This window comes from Desulfobacula sp. (genome assembly GCF_014237455.1).
Classification (GTDB): domain Bacteria; phylum Desulfobacterota; class Desulfobacteria; order Desulfobacterales; family Desulfobacteraceae; genus Desulfobacula.
The window spans coordinates 1-17765 of record NZ_JABZFL010000113.1; the positions used below are offsets into that span (position 1 = coordinate 1).

The 17765-nt window shown below is 41.5% G+C and carries 14 protein-coding genes; 10 read left to right on the forward strand and 4 right to left on the reverse strand.

Annotated elements, in window-relative coordinates; genetic code table 11:
* Nucleotides 1-178 precede the first annotated feature (178 nt).
* Nucleotides 179-526 (forward strand): hypothetical protein, encoded by a 348-nt coding sequence (locus tag HGJ91_RS16345; RefSeq protein WP_291348914.1) that lies wholly within the window; start codon nt 179-181, stop codon nt 524-526.
* Between the two features lie 43 nt (nt 527-569).
* On the opposite strand, the gene HGJ91_RS16350 is transcribed toward HGJ91_RS16345, so the two are convergent.
* Complete coding sequence (locus HGJ91_RS16350) at nt 570-1655, reverse strand: Lrp/AsnC ligand binding domain-containing protein (protein ID WP_291348915.1); 1086 nt, start codon at nt 1653-1655, stop codon at nt 570-572.
* Nucleotides 1656-1657: 2 nt separating this feature from the next.
* Complete coding sequence (locus tag HGJ91_RS16355) at nt 1658-2284, reverse strand: metallophosphoesterase (RefSeq protein ID WP_367142621.1); 627 nt, start codon at nt 2282-2284, stop codon at nt 1658-1660.
* 263 nt (nt 2285-2547) lie between these two features.
* Between HGJ91_RS16355 and HGJ91_RS16360 the strand changes: the two genes are divergently transcribed.
* The 5 genes from HGJ91_RS16360 (at nt 2548) to cooS (ending at nt 8080) form a co-directional block, all read left to right on the forward strand.
* Nucleotides 2548-3369 carry a transporter substrate-binding domain-containing protein gene (locus HGJ91_RS16360; RefSeq protein ID WP_291348916.1) on the forward strand — a complete coding sequence of 274 codons (822 nt, stop codon included), beginning with the start codon at nt 2548-2550 and terminating at the stop codon, nt 3367-3369.
* A 90-nt stretch (nt 3370-3459) separates the two neighbouring features.
* Entirely contained in the window at nt 3460-4476 is a 1017-nt protein-coding gene (locus tag HGJ91_RS16365; protein ID WP_291348917.1) for an ABC transporter permease subunit, read from the forward strand.
* Nucleotides 4473-5204 (forward strand): amino acid ABC transporter ATP-binding protein, encoded by a 732-nt coding sequence (locus HGJ91_RS16370; protein WP_291348918.1) that lies wholly within the window; start codon nt 4473-4475, stop codon nt 5202-5204. Before HGJ91_RS16365 ends, HGJ91_RS16370 begins: the two co-directional genes overlap by 4 nt.
* A 12-nt stretch (nt 5205-5216) precedes the next feature.
* Nucleotides 5217-5963 carry an N-acyl homoserine lactonase family protein gene (locus HGJ91_RS16375; protein WP_291348919.1) on the forward strand — a complete coding sequence of 249 codons (747 nt, stop codon included), beginning with the start codon at nt 5217-5219 and terminating at the stop codon, nt 5961-5963.
* A 161-nt stretch (nt 5964-6124) separates the two neighbouring features.
* Nucleotides 6125-8080: an anaerobic carbon-monoxide dehydrogenase catalytic subunit gene (cooS, locus tag HGJ91_RS16380; protein ID WP_291348920.1), complete on the forward strand. Its 1956-nt coding sequence runs from the start codon at nt 6125-6127 to the stop codon at nt 8078-8080.
* A 56-nt stretch (nt 8081-8136) separates the two neighbouring features.
* Here the strand turns inward: cooS and HGJ91_RS16385 are convergent, their stop codons facing one another.
* Nucleotides 8137-9414 (reverse strand): Xaa-Pro peptidase family protein, encoded by a 1278-nt coding sequence (locus HGJ91_RS16385; protein WP_291348921.1) that lies wholly within the window; start codon nt 9412-9414, stop codon nt 8137-8139.
* A 184-nt stretch (nt 9415-9598) separates the two neighbouring features.
* Here HGJ91_RS16385 and HGJ91_RS16390 point away from each other — a divergent pair, with 184 nt between their 5' ends.
* Nucleotides 9599-10504 (forward strand): hypothetical protein, encoded by a 906-nt coding sequence (locus HGJ91_RS16390; protein WP_291348922.1) that lies wholly within the window; start codon nt 9599-9601, stop codon nt 10502-10504.
* 33 nt (nt 10505-10537) lie between these two features.
* Here HGJ91_RS16390 and HGJ91_RS16395 read toward each other — a convergent pair whose 3' ends face one another.
* Entirely contained in the window at nt 10538-11314 is a 777-nt protein-coding gene (locus HGJ91_RS16395) for an MBL fold metallo-hydrolase (RefSeq protein WP_291348923.1), read from the reverse strand.
* Between the two features lie 229 nt (nt 11315-11543).
* Between HGJ91_RS16395 and HGJ91_RS16400 the strand changes: the two genes are divergently transcribed.
* The 3 genes from HGJ91_RS16400 to HGJ91_RS16410 all read left to right on the forward strand — a co-directional run bounded on the left by HGJ91_RS16400 (nt 11544) and on the right by HGJ91_RS16410 (nt 17751).
* Nucleotides 11544-15716: a PEP/pyruvate-binding domain-containing protein gene (locus HGJ91_RS16400; RefSeq protein ID WP_291348924.1), complete on the forward strand. Its 4173-nt coding sequence runs from the start codon at nt 11544-11546 to the stop codon at nt 15714-15716.
* 27 nt (nt 15717-15743) lie between these two features.
* On the forward strand, nt 15744-16994 hold the full coding sequence (locus tag HGJ91_RS16405; protein ID WP_291348925.1) for a glyceraldehyde 3-phosphate dehydrogenase NAD-binding domain-containing protein: 1251 nt from the start codon (nt 15744-15746) through the stop codon (nt 16992-16994).
* Between the two features lie 85 nt (nt 16995-17079).
* On the forward strand, nt 17080-17751 hold the full coding sequence (locus tag HGJ91_RS16410) for a DUF3108 domain-containing protein (RefSeq protein WP_291348926.1): 672 nt from the start codon (nt 17080-17082) through the stop codon (nt 17749-17751).
* The last annotated feature ends 14 nt before the right edge of the window (nt 17752-17765 follow it).

Here is a 17765-nt window from a genome sequence, read left to right on the forward strand (position 1 = left end):
CAAAAACAAATTTTCTTTGCCATAACCAATTGATTTTATAGTATATCTTCGCATATACTTTTGAGGTAGATGTGGTCAACTTCGAATATATCTCTGATAAAAAATGGGAAACTTCAGTTAATAAAAAAAGATCATTAAAGTTAATGATACCTTTTCTTTGAAAGGAGTTTAAATATCAGTGAAAAATGATCCCGGCCATACGGAAAAAATGAATTTACGGTGTGAAGCAAGAACAAAAAGTCAGGAAAATGCCAGCGTTGAATTTATACCCGGGAAAAATAAAACAGCCTATCATTTTAAGTTAAGGGATTTTTCTTCAAAAGGATTTGGCATAATGGTCCGGAAAGATTCCAAAGTACTCAATCATATCAAGGCAGGGGATGTGTTGGACATGAAATATCATCCGGAGGAGGCAACAGCCCATCCAATGTCCCACCGAACGCAAATAAAACATATCTCAGAGCCTGAATTTGGAAAGCACCAGGATCATATACTGATCGGGCTTTTGATTCTTGAAAAAAACTGATCAGTTCGGATTTACCCGTTGTCAGGCCGTCATTGGACGAATCTTAATAGATAAATCCTTCTTTAACCTTTGAAATCCCGGGAATAATAGTTTGTGTCCTGTTTATCCCGCTGATTCGCCGTATCTGTTGATCCACAAATTCTGCAATGATTTCAGCATCAGATGCCAGAAAATCTCTTTTCAGAACGATTTTTACAAGAATATCAATAGCTCCGTGAACCGAATGAACCTCCTGGACTTCATCAAGGGCGAATAATTTATTTATAACCGCCATTTCCGTTGATGTGTTGACATTAATCATAATAAAGGCTGTAATGGTTCGTTTCATTTCAGGATAGTCCGGCGTACTTTTTTCAAGCATGACGGCTCTGAAGGCCTCCATGCTCCTGGGGATCAGTCGGTCAATGCCGATACCGTATCGCCTGTTGGCGGCACTCTCCCAGTGATGATAGACAATATAGGTGTAAAGATCGGCAACACTTCTTTTGGGAAAATATTTGGGTAAGGCCCCATTGTTTATTATCGTGGTTAAAGGGGTATAAATCGTATTGTACCAATCTTTGGCAGCCTTTTTAAAATCGGTTTCCTTACCGGATATATCGGTCAAATGATTTTCATGGTTTTTAATCTGCTTTTCTAAATAATTGTATTTTCCAACCTCTGTCAGATCTATTTTTTCAGGCAGCCCGGTTTTTTCGTAAAACTTTTTTTTCTCGATATATAAAAGGTTTTCCATGGTGTTTTTTGCTGAAAGCAATTCAATGACTTTTGCCTGGATATCAAACCGTCCCAGTTCTTTTGCTGCTGCAACCCTGTGGTTGCCATCCAGGACAAAATAATCATTTCTGATCTGATAGAGTTGTATCGGGGGCAGAGATTTTCCTTCACGCATGGCCCTTTTGATATCGGTAAATCTTTTACTTGATACATGTTTTTTAGGCCTGAAATGGGAGTCAAAATCATAATATTTTCCCACACTGCCGATAATTTTTTCAAGATCAATAGTTTTAACGCCGTGATCAATGAACTCAACATCTTCTTCCTTTTCCTGCTGCTCATTAAAAGAGCTGACATGGTTTTTATCGTCATCCTCTTTTGATGAAAAAAGATTTTTAAAAAAATTTATCATGGTTAGACCTCTAAAATGGTGAATCCACAGGTGTTAATCACTTTTGTCGAGTTCACTGTTGTGATTCTGTCGGAGTGGGTTTTAAAATCTTTGTGAATATGACCGTGGACAAAATAATCGGGTTTTCTTTTGTTAATTAAATTGACGAAACTGTCAAACCCCATATGACATCGGTCTTCAGCATCGTGGATGTGTCTTGGCGGTGCATGGGTGACAACCATGTGGATGCCTCCTTTACGCCAGATGGAAAACCACACGCCAAAGATCATTCTTTTCATCTCTTTATCCGTATATTGATTCATGCCGCCATTATGCCATAAAGAGCCTTCAAGTCCCAGAATATTCAATGATTTGAAGCGGACAACTCTTCCGTGAATATTTTCACACCCCACAGGATTGGATGTAGTGTACCGGATATCGTGGTTGCCTTTTACATAAAAGAGAGGCCTGTCAAGCCGGTCTCTTAAAAAAGAAAGGTATTCCGGGTCCAGATCGCCACAGGAGATAATCAGGTCTGGGAGTTCAAGAGTTTTGTCTTCAATCATCTTAGTCAATGATTTGTCAATAAAATCTGATACCGTCAGGATTTTTAAATTGTGAGGTGTTGTCAGGTTTGTCTTCCTTTGAATAAAAGCATATTAACGCTATCTTGTTACTATCAAAGTAACGACTATTAAAAAATCAATATAAAAGTCAAGAAAATAAACAGGCGGGTTTTAAAATAAATAGACCTTTTTTTGGAATAATTCTTGCCATTTCAAATGATTGTGCTACATAGTAGACTTATTTGAAACAAGGTTTTGTTTTTTAATCATGACTTTTAAAAGGGTCGCCAAAATAAAAATTTTCGGCTGCCAGGATAAGTCAAACTTTAAACTTAAGAGGGGGAGAGATGAAAAAAGTATTAATTTCATTATTTGCAATGGCTTTTCTTTTAGTGTCGGCACCTGTATTTGCAGATGATATTGAACTGGCCAAAAAATCAACCATTGAAACAATTCTTAAAAGTAAACAGCTTCGAGTTGGTTTTGAATCCGGCTACCTGCCGTTTGAAATGACCAATAAGGATGGCAACTTCATGGGATTTGACATTGATATGGCAAAAGCGCTTGCCAAATCAATGGGCGTAAAATTTGTTCCGGTAAACACTGCATGGGATGGTATTATTCCGGCTCTTGTAACGGATAAGTTTGACATTATCATTGGTGGCATGACCATTACCCAGTCAAGAAACCTTCAGATCAATTTTTCCAATCCTTACATTGTTGTCGGACAGGCTATTCTTTTAAATAAAAAGCATGAAGGAACGATTAAATCCTACAAAGATCTGAATGACCCCAAATATATCATTACTTCAAGACTTGGAACCACCGGGGAACAGGCTGCCCAGAAAATGATTCCAAGAGCACAATACAAGTCCTATGAAGCAGAAGGCGAAGCAGCCATGGAAGTTATTCAGGGAAATGTAGATGCACTGATTTATGACCTTCCTTTTATTGAAAAAATGCAGGGTCAACATGGTGCGGGTAAAACGATTGCACTTAGCACGCCTTTTACCTATGAGCCCCTTGCAATGGCCATCAGAAAGGGTGATCCTGACTTCATGAACTACCTGAACAACTTCTTACGCCAATATAAAGGTGACGGACTGTGGCAAAGATCATATGACAAATGGTTAAAAAGTACTGACTGGTTTGATAAGGTAGCAGAATAATCATTTGATTATAATGTTTTATTGGGGCTGGCAGGAAAATTTCTTGCCGGCCTTTTTTGATTACCCTAAGAATTAAGGTATGCAAAAGAGATGGACACACAAACATCCAATATTCAAAGATTGAGCAATCCAACGGCCTATTGGTCTTCAGTGGTAGGTTTTATTGCACTGATGCTGATGGTGATCGGGGCCGTATACTATGCAACTGTAACTGTGGAATATCAGTGGCGATGGTATAAGACACCCAAATATTTTATGTATTTAGAGACCGTGACCATTTATGCAGACTCCAACGGTGAAGTAAAAGAAATTAAAGAAAATGGTGACAAGTTCGATGTCACCATCACAGATGATTTTGGGGATAAAACATATACCGTTCCCAAAGATTCTTTTGATCTGTATGAAGGGGACTTTACATCACCGGGTGATAAGATTGCCGAATATCAAGGAGGATGGAAGCCGGGTCTTCTGGCACGCGGGTTATGGACTACCTTGAAAATTAGTTTTATATCAACCATTTTAGGGATTCTTCTGGGGATTATCGGAGGTGTGGCCAGAGTGTCAAATACCCCGGTCCTGAAATGGACCGCCATTACCTATGTGGAAATTATCCGTGGGTCACCGTTGCTGGTACAGATCATGATTGCCTATTTTGTCTTGGGGACTACGATTAATAAACTTCTCGCCATTAATGGATTCGGCATTATTGATGCGGAATGGTATGGTATTGCAGCGCTCTCTATTTTTACCGGAGCCTATGTGGTTGAGATAGTCCGTGCAGGCATCGGGGCGATTCATCCCGGCCAGGTGGAAGCCGCTCGATCCGGCGGCATGACCTATTTTCAATGCATGTACCATATTATCCTTCCCCAGGCCTTGAAAACCATCCTGCCGCCCCTGGCAGGCCAGTTTATCAATTTGATAAAAGATTCATCCCTTCTGGGCATGATTGCCATCAGGGAGTTGACCAAGGCAACCCGTGAAGGTATTACAACAAGTCTCCAGACATTTGAATTATGGATTCTGTGCGCCATACTTTATCTGGTCATGACCTTTACACTTTCCATGTGTGTACAATATCTGGAACGGAGGACTGCATCAAAATGATAGAAGTAAACAATATATATAAAACATTTTATGTCCCCCACGAGGTCAAAGCTCTTGTGGATGTCTCAAATAAAATTGAAGCCGGGGAAGTGGTGGTTGTGATAGGGCCGTCAGGCTCGGGAAAGAGTACTTTTTTAAGATGTCTGAATCGTCTGGAAACAGCAGAGCAAGGTCAGATCCTCGTGGATGGGGTGGATATTTTTGATCCAAAGACCAATATCAATAAAGTCCGGGCTGAGATGGGAATGGTATTCCAGTCCTTTAACCTGTTTCCCCATTTGTCCATCCTTGGAAATGTTACCATTACCCAGAAACTGGTCCGGAACAGGGGTAAGAAAGAGCGTGAAGAAAAGGCCATGGCCATTCTTGAAAAGGTGGGTATCGGGGATAAAGCCCGTGCATATCCGGCAAACCTTTCCGGCGGGCAGCAGCAGCGGGTTGCCATTGCAAGGGCTCTGGCAATGGATCCGAAAATTATGCTCTTTGACGAGCCCACATCTGCTCTTGATCCTGAAATGATCGGAGAGGTCTTAGATGTTATGAAAACCTTGGCAAAAGAAGGCATGACAATGGTTTGTGTTACCCATGAAATGGGATTTGCAAGGGAAGTGGCCGGCAGGGTCATTTTTATGGATGAAGGCAGGATTGTTGAAGAAGGAACCCCGGAACATTTCTTTGTTAACCCTGAACACGACCGGACAAAACTTTTCTTAAAGCAGATTTTGTAGCGTAAAAATATCATGGCACACTACACCATTCATCCTGTCGTCATGGGAACAAAAGTTTTTGATAAAAGTATGATGACCTATCAATACGGTCAGGGCGAGCAGTATACCATTCCGATCTATACATGGGTGGTAAAAGGCGGCGACAAACATATTCTCGTGGATACAGGGGAGATGAGCCCCATCCAGTCAAAGGACAGGGAAGATGCCATTGGCGGGAAAATTTATACTTTTGAACAGGGGCTTGGAAAACATGGTTTAACCCCATCGGATATTGATATCGTTATTCACACCCATCTTCATATGGATCATTGTGAAAATGATTATAAGTGTGGAAATGCCATATTTTATATCCATGAAAAAGAACTTGAATCCATTCATGACCCCCATCCTCTCGACTACCGCTATCTGGAAGATTATATTGACGATATTGAAGAAAACGGTCAGATCGAAATCATCAGGGAAGATTGCGAGATCCTGGATGGTATTCGTGTCAAACATACGCCGGTTCACACAAAAGGCGGGTTAACGGTTTATATAGAAACAAAAAAAGGTATTGCCGCGATCACAGGGTTTTGTGTGATAGATGAAAATTTTAACCCGCCGCCTGAAATTAAAGGCATGGAAATGGACGTCATTCCACCCGGAACCCATGTGGATGTTTACAGGGCCTATGATATTATGAATCAGGTTCAAAAAGAAGCCGATATTCTCATCCCCTTGCATGAACCAAGGTTTGCATCAATCGAATCAATCGGCTGATCACCGTCTTAATGGTTAAAAATTTGGAATAAATCCAAAAAACTTTCCTTAATTAAACTTTACAAAGTACCACAATGTATTACCCTTAAGGCATTGTATAGGATTTGGTATGTCCTAAAACAATTGCAACCAGGAGAAAATTTAAAAACAAGGAGAGATATATGAGGAAAGAAAAAATAATGGTGAGTGCTAAGGATCGCACCATGTGTGAAGCCACACAGCAGATGCTTGAAAAAGCCAGGAGAGATGGGGTTAAGCTGGATCTTGACCGCGGGTATGAAATGAAACCCTGTCCCATCGGTGTGGAATCTGCCTGTTGTAAACATTGTTATATGGGCCCCTGCCGGTTAAACCCGAAAGATCCCTATAAAAAAGTGGGGGTTTGCGGTGCAACCATTGATACGATCATGGCACGAAATTTCGGACGAAACGTGGCAACAGGGTCAGCTTCCCACAATGATCACGGAAGGCATATTCTTGAATTGTTCAGAGGAATTATTGACGGCAAGGTCAAGGACTTTACCATTGATGACACCATCAAGCTTGAAAGGGTGGCCAAATCCATTGGTATCGAAGTTGAGGGTAAAGAGGTTAAAGAACTTGCAAAAGAACTCTGTGATGAGCTTGAAAAAACATTTTTAAATGTTGAAGGGGAAATGCCGTTTACCAGACGGGCACCAAAAGCAACCCGGGAGATGTGGAGGAAAAATGGTGTCATGCCCAGAGGGGCCATGCTTGAAGTGATGGAACTGATGAGCCGGACCCATATCGGCTGTGATCAGGAATATAACAATTTAATGAAACAGATCGCCAGAACAGCCCTTGCTGATGGATGGGGCGGTTCCATGGTGGCGACAGAGCTTTCAGATATCATATTTGGAACCCCTTCCCCAATCCTTGCAGATGTGAATATGGGGGTGTTAAAAGAAGACCATGTAAATATTATTGTGCATGGCCATGAACCTGCCATGTTTGAAGGTATGCTGGCCGCCGTAAATGATCCGGTTTTCATAAAAAAAGCAAAAACCAAGGGTGCCAAGGGGATTAATCTTGTCGGCATGTGCTGTTCCGGTGCAGAAATGATGTCCCGTCACGGGGTTCCTCATGCCGGCAGTTTCGGATCAACAGAAGCCGTTATTGTTACCGGTGCTGTGGATGCCATGGTGGTTGATATTCAGTGCATTAAGCAGGGACTGGCAGAAGTGGCAAAATGTTATGATACTCATTTGATTACCACAAACCCAAGAGCTCATATTGAAGGGGCTACCCATATTGAATTTGATGAACATGATCCAAGGATTTGTACAGACGAGGTCCTTTCAAAGGCCATTGCCAGATATGCGACAAGGAAAATGCCCATAGAAATTCCAAAACAGATCCAGACCGGTGTTCACGGGTTTACCCATGAATATATTGAATACATGCTGGGCGGAACCTTCAGGGGCAGTTATTCTCCTTTGAATGAAAATATCATTAATGGAAGAATCCGCGGCGTAGCAGGTGTTGTGGGATGTACAAATCCAAAGGTGAAACAGGATTCCATTCACATTGAACTGGTTAAGGAATTGATTAAAAATGATGTTCTGGTGCTTCAAACCGGATGCTCACAAATATCCCTTGCCAAGGCAGGGTTTTTGGTTCCGGAAGCGGCTCACTTTGCAGGACCCGGTCTTGCCGAAGTATGTGAAACCGTCGGCATGCCGCCGGTTCTGGGCCTGGGATCCTGTGTGGATAACACAAGGATTCTCATTGCTGCATCAGCCATGGTAAAAGCCGGCGGTCTTGGAAACAGCATTGCAGATCTTCCCGTTGCCGGATGTGCGCCTGAATGGATGAGTGAAAAGGCCCTGGCCATTGGCCAGTATTTTGTGGCCTCAGGAGTATATACTGTTTTTGGCATTGGATTCCCATCCATCAAAGAGACAAAATTTCATCATCTTCTGTTTGACGGTCTTGAAAAACAGGGGTATGGAAAATGGGGGACGGCTAAAGATCCAATTGAAATCGCCAGGATGATGATCGCTCATATTGACAAGAAACGGAAACAGCTCGGTATTGACAAGGCAAGGGAAAGAACCCTTGTAGATATGTCAGGTCGACGCGAACTGGCATCTTAAATCTTTAACATCTTAAGCCCGGCGCGACTTGTGCCGGGCTCAGTCATACTTAAAAATCACTGCCATTTTCTGTGATATGAGAAAATTTTATTTTCAGTCATACTTAAAAAATCACTGCCATTTTCTGTGATATGAATAACACTTTCAATACCTGCGGCAAATTTATTTTTAAATATGAATTTTGGCTCAATCGCAAAGACCATCCCGGGTTTTAAAAGTGTTTTTTTACCCTTGGCAAGTATGGGATTTTCCACAAGTTCCAGCCCGATTCCATGGCCGATAAATTTTGATTTTAAGCCTGGCAGGCCTAAAAATTGATCGCCAAAGGAAAGCTTCTTTGCAATAGTAACAGCTGTTTCAAATATTTCATCCATAGGTACGCCCGGCCTCATCTTGTCTAAAAGCGCATACAGGATTTCTATGGAAGCCTTGGATGCGTCCTCTGCCCTGTCCGGCAGTTTTCCAATGACAAACATTCTGGATTCATCCATATGATAGCCGTCTATAACTGTACCAAAATCAATCAGGATGGGTTCGTTTTCTTTGATCAGCTTGGGGCCTGCGCCATAGGGATAGGCATTTGAGGTTCCGGTACCGCATAAGGGGGAATCCAGAGCACCCGGTATCCCGCCGTTTTTGCCGCTCATCAGGTGAAAGGGAAATCCTTCCAGGCGGTAATGCCGGGTTAAAAGTTTCCCGGAATGGCCCAAAGTCCTTGAATAAGCTTCAAACATGCCGCAAAATTCCATCTCTGAAATCCCGGGCGTAATGTTTTCTGCCATAAAATCAAAGGTCTGTTTTGAAACAAGGGCTGCCTTTTTCATCTGATCGATTTCCCATGGGGATTTTATCTGCCTGCAGGCTTCAATTACAGGAGATCCGTCAACAAACCGGGTGTTTTTAAAAAGATTCTTATAGAAATGAAAGTCTTTTACCGGCACTACGTCAAAAGCAAGGCCGCAGGTGCCTGGATGTTTTTTAAAGTGATGTTCAATTAATTTTGGAATATCCTTTATGGAGTCAATGGGCTCAATATTTTTAAGGGCAGTCTCTTGTTGAACCCGGGGCAGATACCGTTTTACGAATAAAATGGGATCATGATCCTTTTCAATATAGAGATAGCAATCCTGAGCAGTGCCTGAAAAATAATAGATGTCCGGTTTATGGGTTAAAAACAGGGCATCTATATGGTGTGCCGCCATTTGGTTTTGTGCCGTATTTATTCTGGCAATGATTTCTGTCTTGGGTGTCGGATCAAACGGGTATTGGGTCATTTCCATTAAAAGTTCTTTTAAAGATTCATCTTCAGTCTGATATGTTGAATCAAACGCCATCAAAGAAAAAATACATGAAATATCGTTGTTGTTCAACGAAAAAATAGGAAAAGCAAAATATCGGAATATCCAAGGAAAAGATGGCAAAAAAAATGAGCTTCCGTCATTCGTCGGTTGACGTGTCTCTTGACATTTTTAATAAATTTGAATACGAAATAAGAAAAATCATAAATGGAGGTTCATTATGCGTAATATGCTCATCGTCTGTCTGTTATTTTTTACTTCGACGGCAATTGCCGCTACAGATATAGTTGCCACCTATAAATATCAGGACGGCAGTATGGTAACGATCGTTACAAGGGACAGTCGGCATGTCAGGATGGATACATCTGCAACCAGTTATCTGCTGCTTCAGGAAGACAAGGTGTTCTCTGTTTCACAAGATGACAGCGGCCAGTGGATGGTGATGGATATGGGGCAGATGAAGACTGCTGGGTCCGGCGGGCTTACGAGCCTTTTCGGTGGTGGTGGAGAGACAAAGGCAGAAGAAGAGTATTCGGCAACGTATGAAAAAACAGGTCAAAAAGAGAAGATCTCCGGATATACAGGGGTGGTTTATAATATGGAACTACTGGAAGGCGACAACGTTGTTCGACGAGATGAAGTGGTGTTAAGCTCTCATTCTGATCTTAAAAAGGTTAATGAGGGATGGTCTGCCATGGCTGCAAAAATGGGTGAAAACATGGGCGAAGAAATGGCAAAGAGTCTTGAAAAAGCAACAAAGGAGGCCAAAGAAGCCGGATATGGTGGAATGCTAAGGTATGGTGACGAAATGAAGCTTTATAGCTTGAAAAAAATGTCTCTTGATGTTTCATACTACCAGGTGCCGCCAGGCGCACAATATGTTGAAATGGGCCAGATGCCCGATTTTGGTCAGCAGCCAAACTATGACCAGCAGCAGCAATCTGAACAACAGCAGCAGGTCTATGAGCAACAACAGCAGCAGCAGGAGCAGCAGAGTCAGGCAGGCCAGGTTCTTGAGCAGGATGCAAAAGATGTTGGTCAGGCTGCCAGACAGGAAACCAAAGATGCAACTGTTGATGAAGTCAAGGAGGGTGTCCGAAGTCTTTTTAAAAGCATTTTTGACTAGCTCTAAGAAAATATAAACACCATGCTCAGTGAGTTACAGGGATAAGGTTTCGTTCATTTTTGGAATGATAACAATTGTGTTTTTATGTTTTTTCTTTATTTTTTCTACAAAGGGTCTGATATCGATGGTTTTTGATATGGGAGGGAAAAAATCGTCATGGTGATGGGGAACAATAATTTTGGGGTTGAGATATTTTACATAGTTCAGGCCAATTTGACAAATATCTGAGGGTCCCTGAAATGGAAGCAGCAGGATATCAATGGGTTCCCCCCCCATTTTTTTGAGTTCTTCCGAAGATGATCCGGCACTGCCAAAAAACTGTATAATTTTATCTTCAATGTAAAAGCGCCAGCTTAAAACCTGGCCGCATGGAAACCGTTGAAAAAGAGGGAAATATTTAAACAAGGCAATATTTATTTTTAAAAGGGTAGAAACGACAAGTTTTTTGTCAAACCTAACATGTTCGCTGAAAAAGGCCTGGGCAGTATAATTTTGAAATTTAAAAATTTTTTTATCAGTAAGAACGGGTTTAATCTGTTGCGTGTTTACCTGATGATTTTTTAAGAAGTCTGCTGCAACGCTTGAGCAATAAATATCGGCGTTTGTCTGTAGCGCTATCTGGGGAACGTCCCGGATATGATCAAAATGGCCATGAGAGATAAAAATTTGAGATGCCTTTTGAATATCAGAAGGTGTTTTATCCTGTTTTGGACAGGATTTTCGGTTTCTGGACAGGTACGGATCAACAAGAAACACATGGTCTCCTGTTTTAAATTCAAATCCTGCCGTTCCAAGCCATTTGAGTTTCATACGTATTTTTTCCAGGGTTAAAAATGTATTATATAAAAATAGAATAAAAATAGGAATAAAAAATAGTAAAAAAGGCGATCGCCATAGACACACTTAAATAAAGGAGGGGAGCGGATAATAAAGAAATGTTCAAAATTCATAAAGACCATTGAAAATACCCATCAAAGTGATAGAATCTTTAATTTAGACGAAAATATTTAACCGGTTGTGAATAACGAAAGGGTATTTTGTGAAGTCCAAAGCCTTAGAGGTGAATTTATCCGACACAAAAGTTGATATTATTATTGACTCAAAATACCAGGTTTTCCTGGATATTGTTTCATCTTATGTCGGGATCAAAAACCGGATGACCATTTTTCTAAAAGAGCTGTCCCATCCCTATAAAAACTGGGAGTTTATCGTTAGCGAAGCCAGGCATTTTTCCCTTCAATGTTTTTATTTGTACAAGCCTCATCCAAAAGGGGATAAAGCTATGGCGCTTTTTATCGATATTTTTTTGGAGTCCTTTGAGGCAGATTCAAATTTAAAGGTGAAAACAAGTGCGGCTGATAATTTAATGCTGTTTTTACAGCATATTATCAAAGAATCTGAGCAGGAACTTGACCGGTTTCTTCCGGTGATTGAAAAAGCGGTCGTAAAAATTGAATCCTATGAAGGTAAAGACTTTTATTTTTTTGTCAGGTCCTATTACCAGCCGGATAAAATTGCAAAAAACCTGTTAGACAGCCTTAAGGGCGATGCAGCGATTTTTAAGCCGGTAAACCGGTTTCTGGTAAAATTTTATGAGTATTCATTTGATTATTGGCTGAAACAAAAGGATCCGATTTCCTGGATTGGCCGGAGCATTGATGTAAGTCATCTTGATGATAGGGTAAAGTGTATATTAAAAGAGGTATCCCATAACAACATATTGAAGTGGCGAAAAACGCTTGAGGGTATCATCCAAACGTTGAATCAAGACCCCAGAAGAGCAACCCAAAAATTGATACATCTTGTGGGGTACCAGGATTTTGTCACCAGAATTTGGGCAGCCCCTCAAAAAATAATGACCGGGACTGGCGATGACACAGGAGGCTTCCATCTTAAGCTGACCTTTCTTTTTTATATTATTCATATTCCGGGACTTTTTACTATTCATGTTCAGGCCCTGCGGGAGATTAACAGCACCCTTACTCACCTGATCGGTGATAAGGATTTTAAAAAAGATATCAACATCGTCAACCAGACATTTTCACTGCTCAAAGAGCATAAGGGGAAATACCCTGAAACCGTTCTGGACTGTATTCATAAAATAGGGGAAGCTGTTTACAAGACATCGAAAATAGTGCTTATCAACCATTTTATAGACATGGCGGTTGATCATGGGTTTCAATTTCCAATGATTGAAGGGACTGGGGAGGACTGGCAGATAAAGAGCAATTCCGCCCACGTGAAAAATATCCGGGTGTTTCTCGATCTGATCGGTCGACACCCCAAAAAGTCGAGAAGACTCTTCTCGGCATTGATCACATCGTTGTCCATCGGCGGCGTTTTTATCAAGGATACGGATCTGTTCTCAAGAGACATCACAAAATTTTTAAATTCAGACATTGCGCCGGTTTTTAACCTGGTAAAACAGCTTTCAAGGTTATTACCGGCTTTTTTTAACGAAATCGGTGCGGAAGGCCATCTTCGGGATATTTCCACCCGTTTGGATGAGGCCTGTCATAGAAAGGACCGGCTAATCCATTTTTTAAGAAAACAATGCCATATTGAAAGCTCGAGCAGGAGCGTGGATTTTATCCAGGAAGTGATTCTTTTCTGGAAGACCGGGAGCAAAAAAAACCTGGAGTCTTATGTTCCCCCATCAATTTATCAGGAAATTAAAGAATCAGGACCCTTTATTGACGGACCGAGAATTATTCTCAATCACCTTGAATCAAAGGACATGTCGCTTCCAAAGGACTATCTGATCTATACGGAAGAGGCGATTTCCAATTTGATTAATGAAGTTGATGAGGTGTCAGATCTTGATCGGTCAAGGGTGAAAATGATTTTTGGATTCTACAGGCTCTTAAACCAGAAATACCGAATCGATAACCTGGAATTTAAAAAATATTTATCTTCGTTCAATTCTGAAAATCTGCCGGATCCCCAAAAGCTTGTTTCTGCGCTTGAAGAGAAAAATCTGGAAAAAAAGATCCTGATTTTTCTTGTCTACATGAAAGAGCTAAAAAAAATAATTCTTTCGGACAGGAAATATGAAGCCAATGAGGCGATTTATTATAAACGCCATTTTGCTGTTGATATCCCCTCCATGTACGGCAGTTACAATGAGGCAAAATTTGATGCTCTGGGATTGACTTTGAGGGTTGAAAGCATTCTGAATGTGATGTTTGAAGAACTGATCAACGGCATTGATCTTCAAGTGATCACAAAGGCTACGTTTAAACGGATTTACAGAATTTTGAACCTGTTCAGAACCGCATTCGAACTGGATGGGATTGCATCCAATCAGCTGGATGTCCAGATGGATTTTTTGAAATTTTCCGTGGACATCAGAACCTGTTCATTTACCCAGTATCTGGATATTTTTAAAGGGTTTACAAAGGCTATTGCTGATATCGTCAATGATCATTTCAACAATATTCATTCCATTAATTTATTTCAGATAGAATCCAGACTGGGGAAGGATCAGATCCTTAAAAAATATTTACCCAATGGGTCCAAAAAGCAAAATTCAAAGCTGGATCAGCGGGTGGCCGAGATCTTTTTCATGGACCGTATTGCAACTTCCCTCGGGCTTCAGCAGATGGATGTGTTTTTGAACCGGATTTTACACACCCTGTTTCAACAATCTGAGAAGCTTTCGCAAATCCATTTAAGCCGGCTGTTAAATTATGATCCCAAATGCTCTGTCATTGAAGTCGGCAGTTCAGTTCCTATTGGCAATAATATTATATTCTTAGGGAATAAGGGATTAAACCTGATCAAATTAAAAAAATTAGGAATAGCAGTCCCAGAAGGATTTATTATTACCACAGAAGTCTTTAAATGTCGTGAAATCATCAACCAGTACAAGCCGGCAAACATCAATTTCAAGCAATATGTGGCAAAAATGGTGGGCAATCTTGAAAAGCACACCCAAAAAATTTTTGGAGATCCTAAAAATCCATTGCTGTTATCGGTCAGGAGCGGTTCTTCCATTTCACAGCCAGGGATGCTCAATTCATTTTTGAATGTGGGATTTAACGAAAAAATCGCGGCAAGCATCGCAAAAATAAGCCGCAATCCATGGTTTGCATGGGACAGCTATCGGCGGTTTATTCAAGGATACGGGATGGCCTTTGGGATCAAAAGAGATGAGTTTGATCATATTATTTATTCAAAAAAACAAGCCTATGGTATTGAGCTTAAGCGTTATTTTTCCGGTGCCCAGATGAAATCCGTTGCCCTTGCCTATAAACAATTGTTACTTGATTCCGGGGTTGAACTGATTGAGTCTCCCATTGATCAGTTGTTTCTGGTTATTGACCAGGTTTTTTCCTCCTGGGAATTCAAAAGGGGGAAGGATTATAGACGGATAATGGGGATATCCGATGACTGGGGCACTGCTGTAACGGTTCAGTCCATGGTGTTTGGAAACCTGTCCAGGCAGTCAGGATCAGGTGTCGTGTTCAGCCACAGCCCCAGGCTTCCAGGAGATACGATACGGCTTTGGGGAGATTTTACCATTGGCAATCAGGGAGAAGATGTTGTATCAGGGCTTGTCAAAACCCTTCCCATTTCAGAAGTTCAAAGGGAGCTGGAAGAACGGGATTCAAAGATAAGTCTTGAAGAAAGTTTTCCTCACATATATTCGCAATTGAAAAAAGTAGTGCATCGCCTGGTTTATGATGAGGGCTGGAACCCCCAGGAAATCGAGTTTACCTTTGAAGGTGAAACCAAAGAAGATCTTTTTATCCTTCAGGCAAGGGAAATGTCCTTAAGGGACAGAAAGAAGATTGTGGATTTTGATGCAAAGCCGGAAACCCTTGAAAAGGCGTATCTTGCTCAGGGGATCGGCGTCAGTGGTGGCGCCATGAGTGGCAGAATCGTTTTTACCCTGGAAGAAATTGATGCATTCCGGGAGAGTGATCCGGATACCCGGTTGATTTTATTAAGGAACGATACCGTACCGGATGATATCCTGGAAATTGATGCGGCTGACGGGATTTTGACTGCCAGGGGGGGGCTTACCTCACATGCAGCCGTGGTGACATATAATCTTGGCAAAACCTGTGTGGTCGGGTGCGAAAATCTTGTTTGCAATGAACAGGAAAAAGAGTGTATGCTCAATGGCGTTAAAATGGTCACAGGTGATTATATCAGTATTAACGGTCAAAAAGGATCAGTGTATAAAGGTGCAATTAAAGCCAATTAAATAAAAGATAGTGAAAAGAGGAAATATATGAGCACAAACGGTTCTAGAACGCTTGGAATTAATGGACTTGGAAGAATAGGAAAGCTGTCGCTGTGGCATCATGCCGGCAGAAAGTACTTTGATACGATTGTGATCAATGTGGGCCGCGAGGTGGGCAAATCTTTTCAAGACATTCTTCATTATATTGAAAGAGATTCAAGCTATGGGCGACTGGATTCGTTTCTTCACGGGTACCGGGCAAAGCCGGTTATCACCGATGTAGATGAAGCCGGCGCATCCTTGAATATCAATGGTGTAAAAGTAAAGATATTACAAAATTACAGAAACCCAAAAGATATTGAATGGGCTGAAAATAACGCCAACATTGTAATGGATACAACCGGCCGGTTTTTAGATCCTTCCCTTGGAGCAGATGCACCCAAAGGTTCTATTCGGGGGCATATTGAAGCGGGTGCTCAAAAGGTGATTGCCTCCGCCCCTTTTAAACTCAAAGAGGGTGTGGCAATGCCGGAAGATGCCGTGACAACCGTCATGGGGATTAATGATGGAGAGTATGACCCGCTAAAGCATGTCATTATTTCCAATGCATCCTGCACCACCACCTGCCTGTCCCATATGATCAAGCCGTTAATCGATTATTTCGGTATTGAGAGAATCCTTTCCGCGTCCATGGCAACCGTGCATGCTGCCACAGGATCACAACAGGTGCTGGACCGGTTGCCCAAAAAAGGTGCCGGGGATCTGAGAAAAAACAGGTCTATCATGAATAATATTATTCTGACCACAACCGGGGCGGCAAAAGCACTACAGCTGGTAATCCCGGAAATGTCGACCATTGGATTTATTGCAGAATCCGTTAGAATCCCGACAGCCACCGGCTCTTTGATTATTCTAGTGATGAATTTTCAGGAAGAACTGAATACAAAGCCGATTCGAAGGGACATGATCAACTCGATTTATGAAACTGCAGTAACCGTCAATACAAACGGATACCTGATGTACACGGATAAACAGAATGTCTCCTCTGATATTATCGGAACACCAAGGGCTGCCGCTGTTATTGAAGGCCATGAAACCCATACGCGTACTGCGGCCATTAATATTAACCTTGAGCATGTGCGCGGGATAGACAAAAATATACTGGACACGATCAAGGATCAGGTTACCAGTATCCAGGTTACCCAGGCGGTGATTTACGGATGGTATGATAATGAAATGGCAAGCTATGTCAATATTCTGGGTGACAGGACCGTATCCATTGCAGAAGCGATGCATTAGAGTATCACGCACGCATTTCTTTTTTATTATCCTGACGGGCGTCTTGTTTTTTTTAACACCTTTGGGAGTTGCAGGAGAAAAGACAGTGCCGTTTTTTGTTGGTGAAGAAATTCAATATACGGTCAGCTGGGAAATGATCGAGGCTGGAAAAGTAAATTTCAAGGTCCTTCCGTTTACCACTATCAATGGGGAAAAAGCATATCATTTTTTACTTGATGTAAAGTCAAATCGATATATCGATATGTTTTACAAAATCAGGGACCGGCTGGAAGGATTTACAGATTTAGAGTTCACCCGGTCTCTTTTATGCAAGAAGACACAATCGGGTAAAGACAAAAGACAGGTGATTGTTCACTTTGACTGGGAAAAGAAAACAGCCGCCTATTCCAATTTTGGTGAAAAAAGAGATCCGATCAAGATTCCTTTGAACACATTTGGCCCGGTTTCAGCCTTTTATAAGATGCGAGCCTTAGATTTTAAAGCCGATCAGAACCTGTCCTTCCCGGTGACCGATGGAAAAAAACAGTTCATGCAAAAAGCCAGGGTGATGAATAAAGAAAAAATCACCTTGCCCTCGGGAACCTGGGATACGTATGTGCTGGTTCTCCAGGTCAATCATTTTTCAGGCGTGTTTGAAAAGAGTGAAAAGCCCACGGTAAAACTCTGGGTCACGGCAGATGAAAAGCAGATCCCCGTAAGAATAAAGGTAAAAGTATTTATCGGAAGTGTTATCTTTGATCTTGTTTCAGTGAACTGACTCTTTTATTCCTC